At 72.0% G+C, this 21,606-nt stretch carries 27 protein-coding genes and 1 tRNA gene; 12 read left to right on the forward strand and 16 right to left on the reverse strand.

The genetic code is table 11. From position 1 onward, the window contains the following. Positions 1–81: 81 nt before the first annotated feature. The 8 genes from ICC28_RS01555 to ICC28_RS01590 form a co-directional block, all read right to left on the reverse strand. Positions 82–462 (reverse strand): hypothetical protein, encoded by a 381-nt coding sequence (locus tag ICC28_RS01555; RefSeq protein ID WP_188286511.1) that lies wholly within the window; start codon positions 460–462, stop codon positions 82–84. Next, the gene (locus tag ICC28_RS01560; RefSeq protein ID WP_188286512.1) at positions 459–674 is read right to left on the reverse strand and encodes a hypothetical protein; all 216 of its coding nucleotides are present in this window, start codon (positions 672–674) and stop codon (positions 459–461) included. The genes ICC28_RS01555 and ICC28_RS01560 overlap by 4 nt, the downstream gene beginning before the upstream one ends. Continuing rightward, complete coding sequence (locus ICC28_RS01565) at positions 671–1,159, reverse strand: helix-turn-helix transcriptional regulator (RefSeq protein ID WP_188286513.1); 489 nt, start codon at positions 1,157–1,159, stop codon at positions 671–673. Before ICC28_RS01565 ends, ICC28_RS01560 begins: the two co-directional genes overlap by 4 nt. Beyond that, positions 1,156–1,674, reverse strand: coding sequence for a hypothetical protein (locus ICC28_RS01570; protein WP_188286514.1), 519 nt, complete (start codon positions 1,672–1,674; stop codon positions 1,156–1,158). The genes ICC28_RS01565 and ICC28_RS01570 overlap by 4 nt, the downstream gene beginning before the upstream one ends. After that, positions 1,671–2,303 carry a hypothetical protein gene (locus ICC28_RS01575; protein WP_188286515.1) on the reverse strand — a complete coding sequence of 211 codons (633 nt, stop codon included), beginning with the start codon at positions 2,301–2,303 and terminating at the stop codon, positions 1,671–1,673. Before ICC28_RS01575 ends, ICC28_RS01570 begins: the two co-directional genes overlap by 4 nt. Continuing rightward, entirely contained in the window at positions 2,300–3,361 is a 1,062-nt protein-coding gene (locus ICC28_RS01580) for a hypothetical protein (protein ID WP_188286516.1), read from the reverse strand. The genes ICC28_RS01575 and ICC28_RS01580 overlap by 4 nt, the downstream gene beginning before the upstream one ends. Before the next feature lie 90 nt (positions 3,362–3,451). Further along, complete coding sequence (locus ICC28_RS01585) at positions 3,452–3,643, reverse strand: hypothetical protein (protein ID WP_188286517.1); 192 nt, start codon at positions 3,641–3,643, stop codon at positions 3,452–3,454. After that, on the reverse strand, positions 3,640–3,891 hold the full coding sequence (locus ICC28_RS01590; protein WP_188286518.1) for a helix-turn-helix transcriptional regulator: 252 nt from the start codon (positions 3,889–3,891) through the stop codon (positions 3,640–3,642). The genes ICC28_RS01585 and ICC28_RS01590 overlap by 4 nt, the downstream gene beginning before the upstream one ends. A gap of 128 nt (positions 3,892–4,019) precedes the next feature. On the opposite strand from ICC28_RS01590, the gene ICC28_RS01595 reads away from it, so the two are divergent. Then, positions 4,020–4,856, forward strand: a complete 837-nt coding sequence (locus tag ICC28_RS01595; RefSeq protein WP_188286519.1) for a helix-turn-helix domain-containing protein — start codon at positions 4,020–4,022, stop codon at positions 4,854–4,856. 209 nt (positions 4,857–5,065) lie between these two features. Next, positions 5,066–5,560, forward strand: coding sequence for a hypothetical protein (locus tag ICC28_RS01600; RefSeq protein WP_188286520.1), 495 nt, complete (start codon positions 5,066–5,068; stop codon positions 5,558–5,560). Positions 5,561–5,563: 3 nt separating this feature from the next. Here the strand turns inward: ICC28_RS01600 and ICC28_RS01605 are convergent, their stop codons facing one another. After that, complete coding sequence (locus ICC28_RS01605) at positions 5,564–7,087, reverse strand: recombinase family protein (RefSeq protein ID WP_188286521.1); 1,524 nt, start codon at positions 7,085–7,087, stop codon at positions 5,564–5,566. Between the two features lie 244 nt (positions 7,088–7,331). On the opposite strand from ICC28_RS01605, the gene ICC28_RS01610 reads away from it, so the two are divergent. The 3 genes from ICC28_RS01610 to ICC28_RS01620 all read left to right on the forward strand — a co-directional run bounded on the left by ICC28_RS01610 (position 7,332) and on the right by ICC28_RS01620 (position 10,390). After that, positions 7,332–7,976, forward strand: a complete 645-nt coding sequence (locus ICC28_RS01610; RefSeq protein WP_188286522.1) for an HNH endonuclease family protein — start codon at positions 7,332–7,334, stop codon at positions 7,974–7,976. A gap of 77 nt (positions 7,977–8,053) precedes the next feature. Then, on the forward strand, positions 8,054–9,694 hold the full coding sequence (locus ICC28_RS01615; protein ID WP_188286523.1) for an alkaline phosphatase D family protein: 1,641 nt from the start codon (positions 8,054–8,056) through the stop codon (positions 9,692–9,694). Between the two features lie 258 nt (positions 9,695–9,952). Continuing rightward, entirely contained in the window at positions 9,953–10,390 is a 438-nt protein-coding gene (locus ICC28_RS01620) for a DoxX family protein (protein ID WP_188286524.1), read from the forward strand. Between the two features lie 4 nt (positions 10,391–10,394). Here ICC28_RS01620 and ICC28_RS01625 read toward each other — a convergent pair whose 3' ends face one another. Continuing rightward, a complete protein-coding gene (locus ICC28_RS01625) occupies positions 10,395–10,934 on the reverse strand; it encodes a superoxide dismutase family protein (RefSeq protein ID WP_188286525.1) in 540 nt (179 codons plus the stop codon). Positions 10,935–11,116: 182 nt separating this feature from the next. Between ICC28_RS01625 and ICC28_RS01630 the strand changes: the two genes are divergently transcribed. Beyond that, positions 11,117–11,719 carry a DedA family protein gene (locus tag ICC28_RS01630; protein WP_188286526.1) on the forward strand — a complete coding sequence of 201 codons (603 nt, stop codon included), beginning with the start codon at positions 11,117–11,119 and terminating at the stop codon, positions 11,717–11,719. 11 nt (positions 11,720–11,730) lie between these two features. Here the strand turns inward: ICC28_RS01630 and ICC28_RS01635 are convergent, their stop codons facing one another. Next, on the reverse strand, positions 11,731–12,057 hold the full coding sequence (locus tag ICC28_RS01635; RefSeq protein WP_188286527.1) for a hypothetical protein: 327 nt from the start codon (positions 12,055–12,057) through the stop codon (positions 11,731–11,733). Positions 12,058–12,122: 65 nt separating this feature from the next. Here ICC28_RS01635 and ICC28_RS40260 point away from each other — a divergent pair, with 65 nt between their 5' ends. Further along, entirely contained in the window at positions 12,123–12,311 is a 189-nt protein-coding gene (locus tag ICC28_RS40260) for a hypothetical protein (protein WP_223188181.1), read from the forward strand. Between the two features lie 140 nt (positions 12,312–12,451). Here ICC28_RS40260 and ICC28_RS01640 read toward each other — a convergent pair whose 3' ends face one another. Then, entirely contained in the window at positions 12,452–13,372 is a 921-nt protein-coding gene (locus tag ICC28_RS01640; RefSeq protein ID WP_188286528.1) for a ketopantoate reductase family protein, read from the reverse strand. Between the two features lie 115 nt (positions 13,373–13,487). Between ICC28_RS01640 and ICC28_RS01645 the strand changes: the two genes are divergently transcribed. Together ICC28_RS01645 and ICC28_RS40265 are read left to right on the forward strand one after the other, a co-directional pair. After that, on the forward strand, positions 13,488–13,718 hold the full coding sequence (locus ICC28_RS01645) for a DUF2277 domain-containing protein (RefSeq protein WP_188286529.1): 231 nt from the start codon (positions 13,488–13,490) through the stop codon (positions 13,716–13,718). A 220-nt stretch (positions 13,719–13,938) separates the two neighbouring features. After that, on the forward strand, positions 13,939–14,382 hold the full coding sequence (locus tag ICC28_RS40265) for a PASTA domain-containing protein (protein ID WP_223188182.1): 444 nt from the start codon (positions 13,939–13,941) through the stop codon (positions 14,380–14,382). A 42-nt stretch (positions 14,383–14,424) separates the two neighbouring features. Here ICC28_RS40265 and ICC28_RS01655 read toward each other — a convergent pair whose 3' ends face one another. Together ICC28_RS01655 and ICC28_RS01660 are read right to left on the reverse strand one after the other, a co-directional pair. Then, positions 14,425–15,408, reverse strand: coding sequence for a phosphotransferase family protein (locus ICC28_RS01655; protein ID WP_188286530.1), 984 nt, complete (start codon positions 15,406–15,408; stop codon positions 14,425–14,427). Between the two features lie 47 nt (positions 15,409–15,455). Further along, positions 15,456–15,527 (reverse strand) — tRNA-Val (locus ICC28_RS01660). A 187-nt stretch (positions 15,528–15,714) separates the two neighbouring features. Between ICC28_RS01660 and ICC28_RS01665 the strand changes: the two genes are divergently transcribed. From ICC28_RS01665 to ICC28_RS01675, 3 genes are all read left to right on the forward strand, one after another. Beyond that, a complete protein-coding gene (locus ICC28_RS01665; RefSeq protein WP_188286531.1) occupies positions 15,715–16,482 on the forward strand; it encodes a DUF4097 family beta strand repeat-containing protein in 768 nt (255 codons plus the stop codon). Between the two features lie 72 nt (positions 16,483–16,554). After that, positions 16,555–17,931 (forward strand): hypothetical protein, encoded by a 1,377-nt coding sequence (locus ICC28_RS01670; RefSeq protein ID WP_188286532.1) that lies wholly within the window; start codon positions 16,555–16,557, stop codon positions 17,929–17,931. A gap of 146 nt (positions 17,932–18,077) precedes the next feature. After that, entirely contained in the window at positions 18,078–18,293 is a 216-nt protein-coding gene (locus tag ICC28_RS01675) for an FmdB family zinc ribbon protein (protein WP_188286533.1), read from the forward strand. Positions 18,294–18,305: 12 nt separating this feature from the next. On the opposite strand, the gene ICC28_RS01680 is transcribed toward ICC28_RS01675, so the two are convergent. Together ICC28_RS01680 and ICC28_RS01685 are read right to left on the reverse strand one after the other, a co-directional pair. Then, complete coding sequence (locus ICC28_RS01680) at positions 18,306–19,118, reverse strand: HAD family hydrolase (protein ID WP_188286534.1); 813 nt, start codon at positions 19,116–19,118, stop codon at positions 18,306–18,308. Continuing rightward, entirely contained in the window at positions 19,118–21,601 is a 2,484-nt protein-coding gene (locus ICC28_RS01685; RefSeq protein ID WP_188286535.1) for a phosphoribosyltransferase, read from the reverse strand. The genes ICC28_RS01680 and ICC28_RS01685 overlap by 1 nt, the downstream gene beginning before the upstream one ends. Between the last annotated feature and the right edge of the window lie 5 nt (positions 21,602–21,606).

Consider the following 21,606-nt stretch of genomic DNA (forward strand, 5'->3'; position numbering starts at 1 on the left):
AGCGTGGTCCTTCGGTGTGGTGCCCGGGCGGGCGGGACGGTTGTCAGGGCACGTCCCGCCCGCCCGGAGATTCGGATGGGGTCAGGCGCTCGCGCGGGCGTGGGCGGGGCTGATGTGGCGCTCCCAGGGCACGGCGAGCGCGTCCAGCGCCGCGCCGGGGCGGACGCGGCCCACGGGCCTGCCGCACTGGCACACGCCGACCAGGTCCGCGCCCTGGTACTGGATGACCAGGGCGTGCCCGGCCGCCACGGTCCCCGCCGAGGCCGCCGCGGTGATGACGTCGTGCACGGTCAGCGCGGTGTCGAGGGCGTCGGCGAGCTGCGGCACGGTCGCCGTCCACTCCGCGGCCGTCGACCCCGCGCCGAGCCCCTGCACCAGGCGCTCGCGCAGCTCGCGCCCGAGGACGGGCCGGTCAAGGACGGGATGGTGCAGGACGCCGGCGATGATCTCCGCGCGGGTCACAGGCGGCCTCCGGGGCGGTGGGTGCGGGCAGGGCCGGACCGGGCGCGGGCCAGGTTGCCGCGCGCCCGGGAGGGCAGCGGCGGCACCGCGTGGCGTACGGGCTGGCCGATGCGCGCCGGCGGGCGGCGGGCGGCCCGGTGGTCGGCGATCCCGAGGACCGCCCAGGCCACCGCCCAGGCCGCGGCCATGCAGATGATCAGGTGCAGGATCACGGCGTGGCACCTCCCTCCGTCTGCGCGGCGGTGATCCATCCCGCGGCGGTGCACACCTCGACCGCCTGCTCGATGTCCCGCGCGTCGAGCCGCTTCATCGCACGCTGGCGGTGCGAGCGGACCGTCTCGAACGACAGGGACAGCCGGCGCGCGGTGGCGTGCACGGACTCCCCGGCGGCCGCGGCCTCGATCGCCTTCAGCTGGGCCGGGGCCAGCGGGCACGCCTTCAGCCGCTCCGCCTCCCGGGCCGCGGCCGCCAGCTGCTCCGCGCGCGAGGGCACTGTCGCCTGCTGCCGGAGCTGGCCGATCTCCTCCAGGAGCAGCAGGCAGTTCCGGTACAGGCGCTGCGCCTCGCCGAGCAGGTGGTGCTCGGCCGGGGTACGCGGTGTCCACGGCTGCCCCGGGACAGTGGTGCGGGGCAGGCGCAGGCCCGCACGCCGCACCTGGACCAGGTCCACGCCCTTCGTCGTCGGTGGCTTCGTCATCGGTTCACCTCCCGCTCAGCGAAGGCGTCCAGCGCCGCATCGAGGCCGTCGGCGTGCACCCAGCGGCCGCCGACCGGGGGCACCCATGGGACGTGCAGGCCGTGGACAGCGAGATGGAGGACGGCGTCGGCGATGAGCACCGGGGGCGCAAGGTCGTCCAGGTCGTCATCGAGGGTGCGGACGGTGTCGCCGTCGTGGGTGGACCAGCCGGTCAGATGCGACCAGGCCAGGGTCAGCCCGTCCGGCCACACCTCACGGTCGAGGTCGGCGTGCCCGGGCGACCAGGAGACGGTCAGGAACAGCTCCCGCGTGCACCCCGGCTCGCGGCGTACCCCAGCCTCGACCACGTCGGGCTCCAGCCCGGACGCGGTGAGCTCGGCGTGCACCGCGTCCCCGTACGGCAGGTGCGGCAGGGCCAGGTCCGGGTGAACGCCGCCGGCAGACGGCTGGAGGCCGCCGCCGGTGTCCTTCCCGACCCCCTGCGCCTGGCGCACGCTGCTCTCGCGGGCGCTCACCGGCCCTCACCCGCCGACTCCGCCGGGGGGAGCTGCGCGGCAATCCACTTGGCGGCCGCGGTCACCGATCGCAGCGTGGCGTCGTCGCCACTGCGCCGGGACCAGTCGATCCGGCCCCGCGAGTACTTGCTGTCGCGCGGGCCAGCGGCCGCCGACCACGTGACGGCGTGGCGCTTGCCGCGGGACTGCATGATCACACCGACGACGTCCGCGCGGGTAACACGGGTGATGCCGGGGCGGGTGACGAGGAAGTCGTACGGCTCGTCACTGCTCAGGCGCCCGAAGTCGAGGAACGGCTCGCCCGGCCACAGCCACAGACCGGCCACCTTCCGAGGCGGCAGACCGTAGCCGTACGTGGTGTTCGCCGTCATCCCCCGGCTGGTGCCGCAGTCCTCGCCGCGGACGACGACGGCGGCCTGGCACGACGGGCACACGATGCGGACCGTGGTGCGCGGGTACCGGTCACGGTGACCGCACTCGTCGTTGGGGCAGGAGTGCGCGTCACCGCCGAACCGCTCGCGGAACTCGTCCTCGTCCGTGCGGAAGTCGACGTTCCACGCGGGCCGCTTGCAGCCCGCGAGATGCGCCGGCTCCTCCCAGCCCAGATAGGTGTCCTGAACCGTCGTCACCAGGCACCACCCGGCATCGCCTCGGGCGCGTCCGTCACGAGCCGGTAGGGCACCTGCTGGTCGGGGTCGGTCGCGGCCAGCTGGTCGGCGGCCGCGAGCTCGGCGCGGGCCGCGGCGAGCGCGGCCGACGAGCACCAGGGGCTGCACCACCAGCGCGGTCCGCTGTCGGTACCGGCGACGTCGAGGAGAATCCAGCCGGACACCGTCGGGTCCGAGGCGTCGAGGTCCTCACCCGCCATGCCGCACCCCGGGGTCGTGCAGGTCTCGGCGGGCTGCAGGTGGTTCAGCAGGTGCTCGCCGAGGCGGAGACGCTCGCCGTCGTCCAGGACCAGGACGGCGCGGCCGCCGCGCGCGGTCGTGCACGCGACCAGGGTCACCTCCCCCGGACCGTCACCGGCCGGGTCGGACACCGCGCCGTTGTCCCACGTGAGCGTGAGCGGCAGCGCGGCGGGGGTGCGGCCGTCGACGGCCGCCAGGACCTCGCCCACCCTCAGCGTGTCGTCCAGGGCGCGGTCGTCGCACAGGCGGCCGACCGCCCGGCACCGCTCGTGGAACCAGGCCAGGGCCTCGCGGTCCTGCGACGCACCGACGAGCTCGGCGCGGAACTCTGCGCGGGCCTGCTCACGCTCGGCGGTCCGTACGGCCTCGATGCGCTTGGCGTCGAACGCGACGCCGGCGGTGAGTTCCGCGGCCGCGATGTCGCGCGGGGTGACGGGCTCGTCCTTGGCCATCTCCGCCGCGACGACCGCGGCGACGGCCTCCTCGGGCGTGGCGTCGGGGACGCAGGTGCCGCAGAACACGACCGGCGTGCCGGAGGCGTAGCGGCGGCCCGACGAGTCCGGGTAGAGGTGGCCCGGGCGGCCACAGCTGAAGCACTCCGGCAGCGGCCGCTCGGGCACGTCGACGACCAGGCCCCCGGGCACAGCCGGGCCCACCGGTGCCCCCTCGGGCGCGGGGAACACCGTGGCGTACGAGGCGACGGCCGCCTGCAACGGACGCGGGTCTTGCTGGGGCTCGGGGGGCCAGGGGCCCATGGGGGTCTGAGATGATGCGGTCAAGGTGATCCACTCCTGGATTGGGTTTGGGTGTGGATGTGCCGAGGGGTCGTGCTCCGGGTGAGGCCGGGGCCGGCCCCGTTCTTGTGCGGGCTAAGCCGCGGTGGCCGCCTCGATAGCGGCGTCTTCGGCCGCCAGGGCTGCGGCGGCAGGGGCGAGGATCGGCCGCAGCGCGTCGATCAACTCGGGTGGGATGCCGACCGTGTTCAGCGCGCGTTCGGCCTGGGCGCGGGCATCCGCGATCTCAGCCGGGCTGAGGATCCGGTACCGCTCCTCGCGCGTCACGCCGCACTCCCGGACATCTCGATGTCCGGCTGGCGAATCTGCTCGAAGTCGTCGATGTCGAGCTCCAGAAGCTCGGCCAGGACGGCTCGAAGACGTGGACGCGGCATGAAGATGCCGCGCTCAATCCGGCTGATTTGCGACTCATCTACGGACACGCCGGCCTGTGCGCACTTATCGGCCAGATCCTGCTGGGTCATGCCGCGCCGGAGCCGCTGCTGCTTCACTCGACTTGTCACTTCGCTTGGCATGCCCCACAAGCTAACGCAAGTAAGCACAACTGAGCAAGCAAGTGGCAGCAGGTAGACACAAACAACGTCGGCTGACGCATTGCGTTAAGTTGCGCTAGCCTGTGTTTTGCTGGTCAGAAGGGGTGCCAATGCCGGAACCGCACGAGCGGTTGGACGAGGCGATGAATCAGCGCCGCCTCGAACTCCGCCTGAATTGGCGCGACGTCGCGAAGGGTGCAGGCATCTCGTACGAGGCGCTGCGAGCAATCCGTCGCGGCGATTCCAAGCCAACGGAGCTCACCGCGCGGGCTCTCGACGAGATCCTCCGTTGGATGCCCGGCAGCGTGTACGCGGTACTGAACGGCGGCATGCCGACCACGGTTGAGGCCTGGGAGGCCGAGCACGAGTCGCCATCCGCCGAGGCGATCTCACCCAGCGAGGCCTTGCGGCGCATGGTGCGCGCCTCGGCGAAGGAGCTGGGGATGAAACCCGACGACGTGAACGAGGCAATGCGGCTCGTGCGTCAGGACCTCGACGCCGAGCGGCCGTTCGAGAGCGAGCAGCCCTCGCCGAATGCGGGTAGCACACCCCGCGCCAGATCGCGCCGCACGGACCTCTCCGACCTGGTTCGCTTGGGCCGCGCCGAAGCTGGGTTGAGTTTGGAGGCGGTGGCGGCCGCGACGGTCGACGCCAAGGGAGAGCGCCTGGTCGAGGCGGACTGGCTGGATCGCCTGGAGCGGGCGGCGCTAGCGCCGGACGAGCACCCGGAGTACCCCCAGTTGGATGCGCTGGTCGCCGTTCTGCATCTGGATCCGAACCAGGCACAGGAAGCGGCCGGCGTTCAGTTCACGGACGTTCACACGGTATGGAGTGGCGACGGTCAGGTCCGGGGCCTGATGGAGGGCGACCCCAGCGCCGAGGACGCCGCGAAGATGCAGGAGCTAATGCGCCTGTACCGCAAGTCTCCGCAGCGACGGGATGGCTGAAAATCTTCGCAGCTCCCAACTCGTCACCGCATCAACGCAGTTGAGGGCACCTCCATAACAGAGCGTGAAGAAATTGTGGCCAAAAGTGTTCGCCCTGTGCATGATGGTGCCCCGCGTGGCAGCGGAAGGATTGATTCCCGCGCTGCCGCACGCCTTGCGGCAGCGCGGCGCACATGGGGGGACGAATGTCCTACAGGCCACACATACAGGTGAGCTACCGGACCGCGGCGCGCGGTGAGATTCCGGACGGTTGCGTCGCTGACATCCGGGACCTGCCAGGCAATCAAGCCGAGGTCCTGTTCGCGCCCGGGCACGGCAGCCGAAGGCTTGTCGCCGGGATCACGCGGCTGGCCAGTCACCAGGTCGTTCACGGCTCCTGGCGGCAAAGATGGACCGGTAGTAACCAGGCGCGGCGCCCGGCTCAAGGGCTCATGAAGGCTGTCTCGCGCTGGGAACGCGTCCCAGGTCACATGTTGCCCTCGGGCCGGGTCGTCGTCTGCATCGAGGAGGACGGCAGTTGCGTCATGCTCGTCGACGAGGACGCATGCACCCCGCAGCTGCAGAACGCCATGAACGATCTCCACCTCAGACTGGCCGGAGACGGACTCTGGATCCAGTGCTGGTTCAATCGCCGGCCCATGCCGACCGCCACCAGTCCGGCGCCGGTCCTCACCATGCCGGGAAGCCCGCTGGCGGCGGCGTAACGGTCATGCCCGGCTTCTCGCCGCCGGCTTGAAGCCGGGCTCGCCGAAGAACGACAGCGTGATCCGGCCCGGCTCGATCGTCCGCACACCGCGGCGGCTCGCTTTGAACAATCGGACGGTCACGACGAGCCGAAGGATCATGCGGCGCTGCGGCAGCGTGAGCTTGAGGTTCCAGGCGCGGTCGACGTCGGGCCGCGGCTTGCCGATCAGCTCCCGGAGGATCTCGGGTACGTGCGCCGGCTGGGATGCGGTCCGCGCCTTCTCGATCTGAGGAGTGAGTTCGGCTTCGAGTTCGGCCAGGGAGTCGATGGACAGCAGCATCCCCTTCCCGTCCTCGCGCAGGGTCCGGGCCTTCTTGCGTGCGTCCTTCAGCTGGCCCTCAAGGGCCTTCAGCCGGATCCGGGCTCTGCGGGCCTTTTCGTCGTCACCGGCATCGTCGAAAGCAGCTACAGCCCGTTCGGAGCTGAGCCAGGTAATGACGGACTCCTCGACATAGGCGTCCATGCGGTCCTCGCGCAGCGCGACGTCGTAGCGGGCCGAGCAGTTGTAGTTGGTGCGGCCGCGGATGGTGACGGAGCGCAGCGGCGGTTCCTCGGGGCATTCGCCGCACAAAGCGATGCTCGTCTGCAGGTGCCGCGCTTGGGGGCCGGGGGACAACTGGCGGCCGGGTAGCGCCAGGATCTCCTGGACCGTCCGGAACGTCTCCGGGAAGTCCTTGTCGTCGCAGATGGGTGCCCACAGGCCTTTGCCGGTGTCGACGCCCAGGTGGCGGCGGTGCCCGATGTAGGCGGGGTTACGCAGGATGGCGTGCAGGTGGTGACGCGCCCAGGGCTTGCCCCGGTGAGTCGTTTCACCTCTCTCGTTGAGGTCGCGGCAGATGGCGGCCAGCGGTTCCGCGGCCGCGGCGCGCTGGAAGATCTCGGTGATCAGCGCGGCCCGTTCGGGGTGGGGTACCTGGTCGATGAGGTCCCCGGAGTCCGGGTCGTAGCGGCGCTTGTAGCCGTCGGGGACCGGCCCATGCACTCCGCCACGCTTGGCGTTCTGGCGGGTGGTGCGCAGGTTGCGTTCGCGGATGTCGTCAGCTTCGCCTTCCGCGGCGACCGCGTCACGGGCAGTGGCCTTGCGGTCGGCCCCCTTGGACAGGTCGTAGACCTCGCCGTTGTAGCAGAGCAGTACGCCGGTCTCCTTGCAAACACGGCGCAGGCGTACGTACGCCTCAAGGTCGCGGTAGTAGCGGGAGGCCTCGAAGGCTACGAGGATGCGGCACTCGCCCTTCTCGATGCCCTCGATCATCTCCTCGAATTCGTCGCGTTTCCTGCGCGCGTAAGCAGAGGCCGAGCGGTCGACGTCCTTGAACTCGCCGGCGATGGGCCAGTTGTTGTCGAGGCAGAGGGTGCGGCCTTCTTCGAGCTGGGACTTGACGCTGCGCCCCTTGCGCTTCGGGTCGCGGGAGGCGCGACCGTACAGGTAGGCGGGGAACTCCTGGTCCGGATAGGCGAGGTGCAGGAACTCGGGCGCGATGGGCATGGCGCGACGGTAGCCGAGAACAGTGGTAAACGAAAGTTGTCGGGCGAAGAGCTACTCCCCTTCACGCGTCATCCATCGTACGTGATCGTTTCACGCAGACTTTGTCATGAACCTTGTCATCAGCCTTGGCATGTCATGTCCGCGTCATTAACTTCTCACGCGACGCATACCTCCCCGCAATACGGCGTGGCGAGCATGTCCATGCCCCTCACGCCCAACACCCCCACCGCTCAAGGGAGTTCGCATGCCCAGGTTCTACGCGCGTCAACGGCTGAGCATACTCGCGGCCCTGACCGGCCTCATAGCCTCCGTCGGGCTCTTCAACGGCCCGACCGCCTCCGCCGCCCTGCCCACCCCGGTCAGCGCCGCCACCGCCCGCGGCTACCTCGCCTCGCTCACCGTGGCGACCGAGAACCGCACCGGTTACAGCCGCGACCTCTTCCCGCACTGGATCACCATCAGCGGCACCTGCAACACCCGCGAGACGGTTCTCGTGCGCGACGGCTCCAATGTCGTCACCGACTCGGAGTGCCGTTCCGTCAGCGGCAGTTGGTACTCCCCCTTCGAGGGAGCCACCCAGACCGCCGCCTCGGACATCGACATCGACCACCTCGTCCCGCTCGCCGAGGCCTGGGACTCCGGCGCCGGCGCCTGGACCACCACACAGCGCCGGGCCTTCGGCAACGACCTCACCCGCCCCCAGCTCATCGCCGTCACCGACAGGGTGAACCAGGCCAAGGGCGACAAGGACCCGGCCGAGTGGATGCCGTCCCGCACGGCCTACCACTGCACCTACGTCCGCGCCTGGGTCCAGGTGAAGTACTACTACGGCCTCTCGGTCGACTCCGCCGAGAAGAGCGCGCTCACCGGCTACCTCAACGCCTGCTGATCCCGCCCGTCCCGGAACCTCCCCACCGGCCTCCGTCGTTCCGTACCGTACGGGGCGACGGAGTGAGGGGGATCACCATGGCCGATCTGCGCCTGGGACCGCTGCTGAGATACGCCGACCACTCGTCCGCCACCGTGTGGGTCGAGGCGAGCCGCCCGTGCACCGCCGAGGTACGCGGCGCGCACGGCGCCCACGGCACGTCCCGCACCTTCCAGATCGCCGGCCATCACTACGCGCTGATCGAGGTGACCGGCCTCGCACCGGGCACCTCGCAGGCGTACGAGGTGTTCCTGGACGGCACGCGCGCGTGGCCGCCGCCCGACTCCCGTTTCCCGCCCTCCGAGATCCGCACGCCGGCCGTGGACGCCCCGGTCCGCGTCACCTTCGGCTCGTGCCACTGGGCCGCCTCGCCGGACGGCGGGGAGGACCCGGTGGGACCCGACGCCCTGGCCACCCTGGCGGCCCGTATGACGGCCGACCCGGATGCCCCCCGCCCGGACGTCCTGCTGCTGCTCGGCGACCAGGTGTACGCCGACGAGGTCTCCGAGGCCACCCGCCGCTGGCTCGCCGCCCGCCGCGACCTGCGCGACCCGCCGGGCGACGAGGTGGCGGACTACGAGGAGTACACCCGCCTCTACTACGAGTCCTGGCTCGCCCCCGGCGTCCGCTGGCTGCTGTCCACCGTGCCCAGTTGCATGATCTTCGACGACCACGACGTGATCGACGACTGGAACACCTCCGCCGCCTGGCTCGCCGACATGCGGGCCACCCCGTGGTGGCGCGAGCGGCTGCTGAGCGGCCTGATGTCGTACTGGGTCCACCAGCACCTGGGGAACCTCTCCCCGGCCGAGCTGGCCGCCGACCCCCTCTACGCCGCCGTACGCCGGAGCCCGGACGGCACCGACGCGCTGCGCGCCTTCGCCTGCCGGGCCGACGCCGACCCGGCCTCCGTCCGCTGGAGCTACCGCCGCGACTTCGGGCGCGTACGGCTGCTGATGGTGGACACCCGGGCGGCCCGCGTCCTCGACGAGGAGCGACGGGCGATGCTCGACCCGGCCGAGGCCGCGTGGCTGCGCACACAGACGCTGACGGGAGCCGGTTCCTACGACCATCTCCTCGTCGGCACCTCGCTGCCCTGGCTGCTGCCGCATCTGGTGCACGACGCCGAGGCGTGGGACGCGGCGCTGTGCCGGGGTGAACGGGGCGCGCGCTGGGCGCGGTTCGGGGAGGATCTGCGGCGTCGGGCGGACCTGGAGCACTGGGCCGCGTTTCCGGCGTCGTTCGACGCGCTCGCGGAGCTGGTCCGCGAGGCGGGGTCGGGTCCCGGGGCGCCGGCGACGGTGTGCGTGCTGTCGGGCGACGTCCATCACGCCTACGTGGCGGAGCCGACGTGGTCCGAGGGGGTGCCCGACGCCCGGGTCGTGCAGCTCACCTGCTCTCCCGTGCACAACTCCGTGCCGCTGTGGATCCGGCTCGGCTTCCGCTTCGGCTGGAGCGCGCCGGCGCGGGCGCTGGGCCGCTGGATCGCCGGGCACGGCGGGGTGCAGCGCCCGGCCGTCGAGTGGCGGCGCACGGGCGGACCGTGGTTCGGCAACCAACTGATGACGCTGACGCTGCGCGGACGTTCGGCGTCGCTGCGGCTGGAGCGGGCCAGGGCGCGGCGGGGCGGCGCGGGGCCGCGGCTGCGGACGGTCATGGAGTCCGAACTCGCCCCGTGATCCGGCCGGTTCGTCCGGCCGCCCCACCGGGTGCCGGGCTCCGACCAGCGTGGATTTCGGACACACTTTCGGTCGTCGATGTGCCGGTGAGAACCGCTCCACGTGCGGCGATGACCACGAGGGCGCCGTAGTCCGGGGCTCATTCGCGACCGAATGTTGAACTAGCAAGCATCGGTGGGGCCTGCCTAGCGTGGAGGGCCCCACCAGGAACGTCCCTCCCCACGTCCCCCGTTCCTACGTCCCCAAGGAGCCCTCCACATGACCGGACGCCTCAACAGCGCCCAGCCGTACGCCCTCGGGCTGTTCCGCATCGTCGTCGGCCTGCTCTTCGCCTGCCACGGCGCGTCCAAGCTCTTCGGTGCGTTCGGCGGCCGGACCGTCGACGCGGGTGCCTGGCCCAACTGGTACGCGGCGGTCATCGAGTTGGTCGGTGGCAGCCTCGTCCTGCTCGGCCTGGGCACCCGCGCCGCCGCGTTCATCTCCTCCGGCGCGATGGCCTACGCCTACTTCAAGGTTCACCAGCCGAGCGCCCTGTGGCCGATCGAGAACAGCGGTGAGGGTGCCGCGATGTACTGCTGGGCGATGTTCCTGCTGATCTTCACCGGCTCCGGCGCGTTCGGCCTGGACCGCCTGTTCGCGAAGCGCCGGACGCCGGTGCGGCGGGAGGAGCGGGCGGCGGAACCCGTGGCGGCCTGACGCGTCAGGCGACCCAGCCGAAGGGCACCGTGAAGCAGCCCACGCGTGTGCCCTTGCCGCCCGGCTCGTCGTGGAGGACGACGGAGGCGGCCTCGCCCTGCCGGAAGCCCCATCCGTGCCGGGCGCGGGCCGCACCCGCGCCGTGCTCGTCGGCGGTGAAGTCGAGCCAGACCTCGTTCTCGGGGTTGACGTGGTCGGCGTGCGAGGAGATCACGTGCTGGTAGTGGCCGCCGGCGGCGGCCGGGTCGGCGCCGCAGGGGTGGGTGTGCACATGGACGCCGTACGCGTGTCCGGGCTTCATGCCCGTGACCCGCAGCCCGACGGTCGTCGCACCGCCGACCGGCGCCATGTGCTGCCTCACCTCGATCCACGAGGCGGCCGGGACGAGCTCCATGTCGTACGTCACCGCCGCCGACGGAACGAAGGCGCCGGGCGGCGCGAACCGGGCGTCCGTCCGCATCGAGTACCCGCCGGTGCCGCCGTTGTCGGCACCGGCGGCGAGCACGGCCGCGACCAGGGCGCCCGCGCATATGCCTGCCACCATGATGAGTTCCTCACGTCTGTGTGCGCCCCCTGCTCCCGTGCTACGGGAGAGTCGCGGCCCGCGCTCCCCGGGGACCGGCAGCCGGGTGAACATCACGTGTTGAACACACGGGCCCCCCATGAACCATCCGTCACTCCCGTACGGCGTACGCTGTACAGCCGCGGGGGAAACGGGGAGTCGGGGTGCTGGAAAGTTTCGAAAGTGTTGGATCACTGGCCACAAGCCCATGGATCTATGGGTTGGTGGCCCTGTCGATCCTGCTGGACGTGTTCCTGCCCGTCCTGCCGAGCGGCGTCCTGGTGATCATGGCCGCGACGGCGGCGGCAGCGGGTACGGGGGCGGAGGTCCCCGACATCCTGGCGCTGACGCTCTGCGCGGCCACGGCATCCGTCCTCGGCGACCTGGTGGCCTACCGCCTCGCCTGGCACGGCGGCGCCCACGCCATCGCCCGCTCCCGGCGGGTCAGATCCGCGCAGGAACGTCTCGGCGCGGCCCTCGCCCGCGGTGGCGGCGCCCTCGTCGTGGTGGCCCGCTTCGCCCCGGCCGGCCGCTCGGTGGTCTCCCTCTGCGCGGGCGCCGCCCATCGCCGCGCCCGCGACTTCCTGCCCTGGTCCGCCCTAGCGGGCCTCTCCTGGGCCACGTACAGCGTGGCGCTGGGCTACTTCGGCGCCCAGTGGATGGGCAAGGGCTGGCTGGCCACGGCGGTGTCGGTGGGCGCGCTGGCCGTCGCGGGCGCGGGGGCTACGTACGTGGTCCGGCGGCGTCCGGCCCAGCCCCAGCCGTAGCCGCCCCTCCGTCAGCTCTCGTGCGCGTGCTTGAGCCGCGTACGGGCCTCCACGCGCTCGGCCGCGGCGACCTCCGCCCAGAACCTGTGTCCGCTCACGAACACCGCCAGCTCGTGCTCGCGCCGCCGCAGCTTCTCCACCTCGGCCTGCTCGTCGGCCGTCCACCCGGGTGAGGCGGGACGCTCGACCTTGCGCCAGCCGTTGTCGTCACTGAAACCGTCCAGCGGCTCGACCGACCAGGGCAGCCGCTTCAACAGGGCCGACAACTCGGCCCGAACCTGATGCAGCTCCTCCTGACCGGCGAGGAGGTCACTCGGAAAGTCATAGGTCGTAGCCACGCCGCAATGCTACGTCTGTTCGATTTCGAGAGGCGAGCCGCTTCGAGTGGTTCACGCGTACGGGTGTGACCGAGCGCCGCCCCTTGGTCCCGACGGCCCGGCGGGCCTTCCGCGATGTGCGCAGCCGGCGGGGTTCTCCGGCGGCGCGCGCCATGCTGTTCGTGCTGCTCGCGCCGCTGGTCTTCCCCGGTCCGGTGCTGTTCGGACGACTGAACTCCCGCGACGACGTCGGCCACAGCGGCTTTCGGCCGTAGGCGGCCACGGTCTCGTTCTCCTTCACCGTCCGGATCGCCCTGTTGGGCGGGGCCTCAAGGCGATCCGGGGGCTTCCCTCCTCGTGGCGGCAACGGCGACGGTGGTGGCTGCCGTCGCTCGTGCACCGCCGGGCGCCGGGGTCAGTGCCCGGCGGCCCGCAGCTCCCGCACCAGGCGGGTGGTGACCGGCACGGCGACGCCGTGGCGCTCGGCCGCGCGCAGCAACGCGCCGCCGATCGCGTCCAGTTCGAGCGGGCGCCCCGCCTCGGCGTCGCGCTGCATGGAGGACTTGGTCTGCGGCGGGAAGGCGTCGTAGCGGGCGAGGGCCTGGGCCGGGTCGGCCGGTCCGCCGCACGCGCGGCTCACCGCCGCCGTCTCCTCCACCAGGGCCGTCAGCTCCTCGCGGTGCCGGGTGCGCACGTCGCCCAGCGGCAGCGCATGACGGGTCGTCAGCAGGGCGAGGGGCGCGAGGAACGACATCTTCGCCCACAGTGCCGCCGTCTCGTCCTCCAGGACGCGCGTGGTCGGACCGGCCGCCCCCAGGGCTGCGGCCAGCGCGTCGAGCCGCGCGCGGGGGACCCCGTCACCGGTCAGGTCGATCTCCGCGAAGGGGCTGGGGTGCTCGATCACGCCGGGGGCGACCCGGTGCGACTCGGCGCGGATGACCGCCGGGGCCACCAGGTCGCCGCGGTGGTGGGCGCGCAGGGCGGCGGGGTGTTCGACGCCGTTGAGGAACGGTACGAGGAGGGCGTCGCCCAGCGCCTCGGCCGGTACGCGTTCCAGCGCCGCGTCCAGGGCCGTGTGCTTGACGGCGACCAGACATGCGTCCACGGGCTCCCGCAGCTCCGTGTCCGCCTCGACGCCCGCCCGGAAGTCCCCGTAGAGCCCACTGCGCACCCGCACCCCGTCCGCGCGCAGGGTAAGGACCGTCTCCTCGCCGGCCAGGCAGATCACCCGGTGGCCGGACCGCGAGAGGAGTCCGGCGAGGAGCCCTCCGATGCCGCCGGGCCCGAGAATCGCCACGGTGAGGTTCTTGCCGTCCAGGTTCTTGCCTTCGGACATGGTTGTCCATCCCTTCGTCGGTCGACCCCGGTTCGGTGGCCGCCTCGAAGCGATCATGACAGAGGCCGGCGGCGGCCGGGAGCGGATTGTCAGACCCGGGGTCCAGACTGAAGACATGTGCCGCAGCATCAAGACACTCCGCCCGCCCGCCCTGCCCGAAGAGGCCACGGATGACGAGATCCGCGCCGCCGCCCTGCAGTACGTACGCAAGGTCTCCGGCTTCCGGGCCCCCGCCGCCCACAACCAGGAGGTCTTCGACCACGCCGTCGACACCATCGCCCAGGCCACCGCGGAACTGCTCTCCGGCCTGGAGATACGCGGCCGGACACCCCGCAACGCGGGCTAGCGGGACGCACGGAAGGCCCCGGCCGCCGCCACGGCGTCCGGATCCACCCGGCCGCACCTCCGGCGTACCCGGCCCCAGAACCCTCGAAGGCCCGCCACCGTGCGGATGTTCGCCTCCTTCGACACTCATTCGTGTCACAGGGGCGCCACTCCATCCGCACGCGATCCGCACACGGCCCATGCTGGCCCCATAGGTCACACACCGTCCGTGGGGGGACACCATGCGCATCCGCACCATCGCCGCCGCACTCGCCGCAGCAGCACTGCTCGCACTCACCGCCTGCGCGAGCACCGACGAGGGTCCCAGCAAGCCGGAGACCACCGCCGAGGACACCAGCGCCGAGGACACCAGCGGCCGGACCGAGCAGGACGGCGGCGCCACCGGGACCGACACGGAAGCCCCCTCGGACGCCCCCGGCACCGACGAGACCGAGGCGGACACCGCGACGCTGCCCAACCTCGTCGGCATGGACCTCCAGGCCGCGCAGGACGAAGCACAGGCCGCCGGTTTCTACGCCCTCGACGACCAGGACGCCAGCGGCCAGGGCCGCCTCCAGGTCCTCGACCGCAACTGGACCGTGTGCAGCCAGGACCCCGAGCCCGGCAACCACCCCACGGACACGCTCGTAACCCTGTACGCGGTCAAGGACACCGAGACCTGCTGAACCACTGCGGGATCATCCCGACCAACCCGCAGCTACGGCCCTTCAGGCGTAGCGGCTGAAAAGGGAGGCGATGTATCCCTCCAGCCGTTGAGCCAGGACACCGGCTGTCAGATCGAGGCGGCCCAGTTCCCGCCAGGGGACAGCGACCTTCTCCGCGTCCGGCGCGAAACCCAGCGCATCCAGCAGCCGCCAGTAGAGATGCGCGGTGCCGTCTTCGGCCAGGGTTCCTCCCGCGGCGACGTAGCGATCGGCGAAGCTCATCCCCGCGGGAACCCCGTGCAGCAGGGCGAGAGCCGTCGAGCAATGAGCCACGTCCAAGTCGGCCGGCCCCCAGGAAGTCTCGACCCAGTCGACGACCCCGCTGATCCGAGGATCGTCGTCGGTGCCGGTGAAGAGGACATTGCCGGGATGGAAGTCCCGGTGCAGGAAGCACCCCTGATAGGCCGGGGGTTCGCGGCGGATGACGTGGACGGCCCGCTGCCAGAGCTCAGGCCGTTCGGTGGCGGCGGGCGGAGTCACTCGCTCGGGAGAGGCCCAAGCCTGGTAGGTGCGAGGCCGTTGTTGCGTGGTCACCGGCAGCCGGTGGATACGCACCAGCTGCCGCGCCAGCAGCTCAGCACGTTCATCGGCACCCGCATCGCCCAAGCGCACGGTCCCCGGCAGAAGAGACATCAGCAAGGAGGGGTGGTCGCAGTACTGCGCCGTCGCGTCCACCGCCACGAGTGCGGCCGCGGGCACGTCCGTGTCACCGAGCAAGCGCAGAATGGTCGCCTCACGGGTCAGCAGGCCCTCCGCATGCCGAACGAAGAACGGCTTGACGAAGGATCGCAGGACGAGTGAGCGTCGGCCAGCCGGGCCACGGAGGTCCAAGCGGCGCATCTGCGACGTCCAGCCGCCGCGCAACAGCACGACCTTCTCGATGTGCTCGGCCTCGGACAGCCCCTTCTCCACCCAGGAGCGCGTGGCACCCCAGTCCTGCCGGTCAAGATCCGTGCCGGTGTCCTCGGCCCTCTCGCGCGAACCCACGGAGGGCCTCCCCTGATGAGGGCCTTTGACCTGCTGTTCGGTGTCTGTGGGCGCGGACGGTTTCGAACCGCCGACATCCTGCTTGTAAGGCAGGCGCTCTACCCCTGAGCTACGCACCCGTGGCCCGGGCTGTGTGCCCAGGACGAGTCGACAGCCTACATTGCCGGGGGCGCTGTCCGGCAAACCCGTTCTCGGGGATCGACCTGGGGTTAGCCCCACCCTTGTTCCGGGAGCGTCCCGGATGCCCTCGGGCTCGCCGGGTCCATACGGTCGGAGTACCGCCGCAGCCATCAGGGGGAGACCGTCATGACCCGTACCGTTCCTGCCCGTGCCGTCGCCGTCACCGGGGTCGTCGCGCTGCTCTTCGTCGGGCTCGCCGCCTGTTCGAGCGCCGAGGACGACAAGCATCCCGATCGCCGCGGCTTCGCCCTGGAGGGTCGTACGCTCACGGTCGACGCCGACGACTCGGCGGTGGAGATCGTCGCCGTGGCGGACGCCCCGGAGGGGAAGGTCGAGGTCACCCGCTGGTTCAAGGGCAAGGTGATCGCCGGCGACGAGCCGGGGGTGAGCTGGAAGATGGCGGACGACCGGCTGACGCTGCGCATGAACTGCTCCGGTGTGATCGCCGACTGCTCCGCCAGGCACCGGATCGAGGTGCCGCGCGGCATCGCCGTCACCGTGCGGAGCGACGACGGCAGCGTGCGGGCGTCCGGCTTCGAGGACGCGCTGAGCATCCACACCAAGGACGGTTCCGTACGGGTCGCCGACTCCAGCGGGCCGCTGGACCTGCGCAGCGACGACGGTTCCGTCCGCGCCGCCGTCGACTCGCGCGAGGTGCGCGCCCGCAGCGGTGACGGCTCGGTCCACCTCGAACTGGGCGTCGTACCGGACCTGGTGGAGTCCCGCAGCAACGACGGTTCCGTGACCGTCGAGCTGCCGCGCGCGGCCTACCGGGTGACCGCCACGACGGACGACGGCGCGGTCGATGTGTCCGTTCCGCGGGACGAGAACAGTGCCCATGTGGTGAGCGCGCGTTCCGCCGACGGGAAAGTCACCGTCAGAACCGCGAACTAACAGGCCCGTGTGTTCGTCCTAAACCGGTGGGAGAATGAACCGGCAGGGCTGACCACAGCACGGGAGAGGGATGTGACGGCGACACCTTCGCAGTCGGACTCGCCGTTGGTGCCGCGCGCACGCCTCCGGGTGCTCGGTGATGCCGTCGCCCTCGTCGCCCTCCCCCTCCTGGCCGCCCTCGCGCTGCCCGCCGCGTTCGCCGGCGGCGGCACCCGGCGCTGGTTCGGCGGACGGGCGGAGAACCAGCGGGCGGAGGCTCAGGCCGCGAAGGACGCCGCCGCGGCCGCGTTCTACGAACTCGACACCGCCCAGCGCGATCTGCGGATCTCGATAGAGACCATCACGGCCGTCGACGACTCCCCCGCCGCCCGCCGCGCGGTCAGCGACTTCCAGGCGATCAGCGGGCGGATCGACGAGGCCAGCCACCAGTACATCCAGGCGGTCGACGCCCACGACCTCGACCGTGACGACCTGGACGCCTCGGCCGCCGCGCAGGCGCGGACCGCGCTGAGCCGGGCCAAGGAGGAGCTGAGCCGGGTCAAGCAGGAGCTGGACCGCTTCGCCGACGGGCTCGGGCCGCTGCTGGGCAAGGCCGAGACGCAGCTGGCCCGGCTGGCGCCCGCGGTGGAGCGCGCCCGGCAGGGCCTGCTGGCCGCCTCCGACGCCCTGGACGCCGTACGCGGCTCGGGGCTGAAGGCGGACGACCTCGCCGCCCGGCTCGCCGCGCTCGGGCCGGAGCTGACCAAGCTGAACCAGGGCGCGGGGCAGCACGGCGTGCCGCAGACCCTGGAGCGCGCCGAGCGGGTCGCGCGGGAGGCCGGGGCGGTCCGCGCGGAGGCCGAGCGGCTGCCGGAGCGGGCCGCGGAGATCGACCACCGGCTGGTCTCCCTGCGCACCCGCGCCCAGGCCCTGACCACCCGGTCCGAGCAGGTCGAGCCGGTGCTGAGCGAGCTGCGCCGGCGGTTCACGGCGGCCTGCTGGCAGGACCTCCAGTCGGTGCCGGACCATGCCGCCGAGAACGTCCGGCAGGCGGAGCTGAAGCTGAGGGAGGCGCAGGCCGCGCGGGACGAGCAGCGCTGGCCGGACGCCACCGCCCTGCTGTCGACGGTCCGGGCGCTGCTGAACGCCACCGACGAATCGGTGTCGGCCGCGGGCGACCGGCTCCAGCGGCTGAACGCCGTGCAGAAGGATCCGCAGCAGGAGATCGACCGGACCCGGTTCGCGATCCGCGACGCGCAGCGGCTGGCCATGGCCGGACGGCATACCCCGGATCCCCGGCACGCCCGGCCGCTGGACGACTCGGTGGCCCGCCTGGAGCGCGCGATCGGCACGCTGGAGGGCCGCCACCCGGACTACTGGCACTTCCTGACCGAGACGGAAGCGGTACGCCGGACGGTGGCCCGGGTGGTCGCGCAGATCCGCGAGGAGCGGGGGGCCTCCGGCGGCTAGGCGGACCGGCGAAGCAGTCGACTGCGGTTCGGCAGCGCTCCCATAGGGGCGCGGGGAACTGCGCGACCAGCCACGACGCGCCCGCAGCCGAACGACGACACATCACGGCACCTCCAGCGAAGCGCCAGGCGGTTAACCTGTTCGGCATGCCTCGCTATGAGTTTCGCTGCCGAAGCTGCGGTGACACGTTCGAAGTCAGTCGGCCGATGGCTCGGTCGTCCGAGCCCGCGGTGTGTCCTGCCGGGCATGAGGACACGGTGAAGTTGTTGTCGGCGGTGGCGGTGGGCGGGACGGCCGCGGGCCCCGCCGCGCCCGCACCCCAGGCGGGTGGCGGGTGTTGCGGCGGGGGCTGCTGCGGCTGATCGGGGTCGGTCCTACGTGGGCGTCCTCGACGCCCTGAGAAACTCCCGCAGGATCCTCTCCCCCGCCAGTACCCCCCGCTCCGGCAGTGCCGTGATCGCCGGGGCCGTCCAGCCGTCGTCGGCCAGTTCGCCGTGACCCGGGCGCCAGCCGCGGTCCGCCGCCAGGAGCAGGTCGGCGTCGAGGAGGGAGTCGCCGGCGGCCAGCGTGAGGTCGGCTCCGGTCCGCCGCGCGACCTCGCGCATGGCCGCGCTCTTGGTCAGCGGCTTGGGGACGGCGTAGAGCTTGCGGCCCTGGAGTGAGACCGTCCAGCCGCGGTTCTCCGCCCACACCGCGAGCTCCTTCACCCAGTCCCCGGGCAGCAGTTCGCGCTCGACGACGAGGTAGGCGAAGAGGTCCTCGGCGACCCGGTGCTTGCGCACCCACATCGGGTCGGCCGTCGCCATCAGGTGGTCGCGCACCTCCGCCAGCGGCGCGCACTCCTCGGCGAGGCGCGCCTGCACGCGCGCGTGCCAGTCGGCGTCCGAGACACCGTCCACCAGCAGGTGCCCGCCGTTGGCGCAGATCGCGTAAGTCGGCGCGGGACCGGGCAGGTTGATGCGCTGGTACTGCTTACGGGTCCGGGTCGTCGTCGGCACGAACACGGCCGCGTCCCCCAGTTCCGTGAGCAGCCCGGCGGCCGTCTCGGTCATGTACGACAGCGGCTTGCTCTCGTGCACCTCGACGCAGAGCAGCCGGGGCGCCCGCGCGTCCGGCATGGTCAGCGCGAGGGCCGCCGAGGAGTAGATGAGCGTACGGTCGAGGTCGCTCGCCACCAGCACCGGCATCAGACCATCACCGCCCTGCCGTCGGCGCCCGTCGCGCCCCGCGTGTACTTGGGGTGGATCAACCCCACGCAGGTGTACGGCAGTTCGGCCACCTCTTCCACCGGAACCCCTCTCTGTTCGGCCAGCAGGCGTACGTGGTCCAGGTCGGCGCCCGCTCCGGCGCGCGCCAGGATCTTCCACGGGACGCGGCGCAGCAGGACCCGGGTGGTCTCGCCGACGCCGGGCTTGACGAGGTTCACGTCGTGGATGCCGTACTCCTCGCTGATGCGCTCGACGGCCGCCCAGCCCTCCCAGGTCGGGGTGCGGTCGGCGGAGAGCAGCTCCTTGGCCTGTGCGTCCACCGCGTCGGCGACCTCGGTGAAGCGGGCGGAGACGGCGTCGAGGAAGTCGACCGACACATCGGCGCCGGCGAGTTCGCGGTAGAACTTGGCGCCGTGGAAGTCGTGCGGGCCGACCAGGTCCGCGCGCAGGACCGTGCGGGAAATCAGGCCGGAGACGGTGGAGTTGAGGCAGGCGGAGGGGATGAGGTAGTCCTCGCGGGTGCCGTACGTGCGCACGCAGGAGCCCGGGTCGGCGAGCACCGCGATCTCGGGGTCGAAGCCGGTGACGCCCTCGGCGGCCTCGAACTCCTCGATGGCCGCGGCCAGTTCGCGGGTGATGGCGCCCTTGCCGGTCCAGCCGTCGACGAAGACGACGTCGCGGGGGTCGTGGTGGGCGGCCAGCCAGCGCAGGGCGTTGGCGTCGATGCCGCGGCCGCGCACGATGGACACCGCGTAGTGCGGCAGGTCCAGGCCGTGGCGGTGCTCGGCCCAGCGGCGCATCAGCACGCCGACCGGCGTGCCGGCGCGGGCCAGCGAGACCAGCACCGGGTGCGGGGACCGCTCGGCGAGGACGACCTCGGTGACCGCGCCGACGGCCTGGGCGAGGCGGGCCGCGGACGCCTCCAGCGCCGCCTGGAACAGCTCCTGGTACTGCGCGCTCGGCTGGTATTCCACCGGCAGCGACTCGGCGTAGTGCGCGCCGCCGCTCTGGATGGCCTCCTCGCGCTCCTCGGTGGGCGCCTCCAGGGTCACCTCCGAGAGGTCCTGGAGCAGCCAGCCGACCTCCTCGGGCGGGTACGAGGAGAAGGCGGGGCCGCGGAGGGGCTCGGGCAGCATCGAGGGCCTTTCGGGTACGTACGAGGGGACGACCGCGAGGACGACCCGGGGGGTGTGCGCCGCGAGCTGCGCGAGCAGGCCGTCGGGGGCGTGCAGGTGCGGGGTGTCGGCGGCCGAGTCGACCACGGCGACCACGGCGTCGAAGCCGGCGCCGGCGACGTTGTAGGCGTAGCGGTCGCCGGGGCCGTCGGCCGGGTCGTCGTGGGCGGGGAAGACGAGGCGGCTGCGGATCGCGTAGCCGGGGTCGTCGACCGCGAGGACGGGTGAGCGGGTGGTGGTGGAGTAGGTGACCTCGGCGTCGGTGATCTGCTCCAGCTCGCGGGCGAGGCGGAGGGGGGCGTACATCAGCTCTTCGAAGCCCAGGATGTGCACTCGGTGCGCATTTTTGGGGAGTGCCTCTGCGAGGCGGGCTGTCATGGTGGGGAGGGCGGTTTCCAGGCGTATTCGGTGGTGTGGGGTGAAGCCGTGGCGGCCGCCGTCCGGTAGGCCGGGGGGCCAGCGGAGGTCTACTCGCATGGTCGTTGGCTGCGGGCCGGTGGGGGCTTGTCGCGCCCGCGCGGCGGTAGCCGCAGATTCAACACAGCCCCGCGCCCCTGGGCGGGACATGTCCTCGTACTCCGCAACGAGCCGTTGGCCCTTCTCCAGGACCCCCTCCGGCAGCCGTACCGTCCCCCTCGCCGCCGCCACCAGGTCCACCCTCGCGCCGATCTCCCGCGCGAAGTCCTCCAGCCGGCCCGCGTCCGCCGCCGAGCGCATGTCCACGAGGGCGACCACGACGTACCGGCGTCGCGGGTACCGCTCGTGCAGGTCCCGGATGGTGTTGAGGACCGTGTTGCCGGTCGAGAACTCGTCGTCGACCAGGACGAGGGGGCCGTCACCGGCCAGCAGGGTGGGGTCCTCGGGCAGCAGCAGGTGGGAGGTGGCGTGGCTGTGGGACTCCTCGAAGCCGCCCGCCTGGGGCACGCCCGCCACCGGGCGGCGGGTGGAGTGCAGGTAGGGGGCGAGAGCGAGGCCGTCGGCGACGGAGTGGCCGAGGCCGGTGGCGGTCTCCGCGTAGCCGAGGACGACCGCCGAGGCCGCCGCGCGGTCGCCCAGCAGGTCGCGCACGCGTCGGCCGAGGGTGAATCCGTAGCCGTAGACCACGGAGGGTGACTGCGGTACGTGTTTGCCGAGGACGTGGGAGACGAGCAGGTGGGCCCGCTTGGGGTTGCGGCGCAGCGCGAGTCCCAGCAGGTCCGTCAGCTGTTCGTCGCCGTCGAGTGCGACGCCGAGTCGCTCGGCGACCCAGCTGCCGGACCAGACCCCGTTGTTCACTGCCTTGTTCATGCGTC

This window comes from Streptomyces sp. TRM68416 (assembly GCF_014596915.1).
GTDB lineage: Bacteria > Actinomycetota > Actinomycetes > Streptomycetales > Streptomycetaceae > Streptomyces.

What these genes read in the sequence shown, in the direction of transcription:
- ICC28_RS01615 (WP_188286523.1), top strand. Translation starts at nt 8,054, where the DNA reads ATGGCCGATCTGCGCCTGGGACCGCTGCTGAGATACGCCGACCACTCG.
- ICC28_RS01620 (WP_188286524.1), top strand. Translation starts at nt 9,953, where the DNA reads ATGACCGGACGCCTCAACAGCGCCCAGCCGTACGCCCTCGGGCTGTTC.
- ICC28_RS40265 (WP_223188182.1), top strand. Translation starts at nt 13,939, where the DNA reads ATGCGCATCCGCACCATCGCCGCCGCACTCGCCGCAGCAGCACTGCTC.
- ICC28_RS01685 (WP_188286535.1), bottom strand. Translation starts at nt 21,601, where the DNA reads ATGAACAAGGCAGTGAACAACGGGGTCTGGTCCGGCAGCTGGGTCGCC.
- ICC28_RS01610 (WP_188286522.1), top strand. Translation starts at nt 7,332, where the DNA reads ATGCCCAGGTTCTACGCGCGTCAACGGCTGAGCATACTCGCGGCCCTG.
- ICC28_RS01665 (WP_188286531.1), top strand. Translation starts at nt 15,715, where the DNA reads ATGACCCGTACCGTTCCTGCCCGTGCCGTCGCCGTCACCGGGGTCGTC.
- ICC28_RS01605 (WP_188286521.1), bottom strand. Translation starts at nt 7,087, where the DNA reads ATGCCCATCGCGCCCGAGTTCCTGCACCTCGCCTATCCGGACCAGGAG.
- ICC28_RS01595 (WP_188286519.1), top strand. Translation starts at nt 4,020, where the DNA reads ATGCCGGAACCGCACGAGCGGTTGGACGAGGCGATGAATCAGCGCCGC.
- ICC28_RS01680 (WP_188286534.1), bottom strand. Translation starts at nt 19,118, where the DNA reads ATGCCGGTGCTGGTGGCGAGCGACCTCGACCGTACGCTCATCTACTCC.
- ICC28_RS01645 (WP_188286529.1), top strand. Translation starts at nt 13,488, where the DNA reads ATGTGCCGCAGCATCAAGACACTCCGCCCGCCCGCCCTGCCCGAAGAG.
- ICC28_RS01640 (WP_188286528.1), bottom strand. Translation starts at nt 13,372, where the DNA reads ATGTCCGAAGGCAAGAACCTGGACGGCAAGAACCTCACCGTGGCGATT.
- ICC28_RS01565 (WP_188286513.1), bottom strand. Translation starts at nt 1,159, where the DNA reads ATGACGAAGCCACCGACGACGAAGGGCGTGGACCTGGTCCAGGTGCGG.
- ICC28_RS01675 (WP_188286533.1), top strand. Translation starts at nt 18,078, where the DNA reads ATGCCTCGCTATGAGTTTCGCTGCCGAAGCTGCGGTGACACGTTCGAA.
- ICC28_RS01590 (WP_188286518.1), bottom strand. Translation starts at nt 3,891, where the DNA reads ATGCCAAGCGAAGTGACAAGTCGAGTGAAGCAGCAGCGGCTCCGGCGC.
- ICC28_RS01625 (WP_188286525.1), bottom strand. Translation starts at nt 10,934, where the DNA reads ATGGTGGCAGGCATATGCGCGGGCGCCCTGGTCGCGGCCGTGCTCGCC.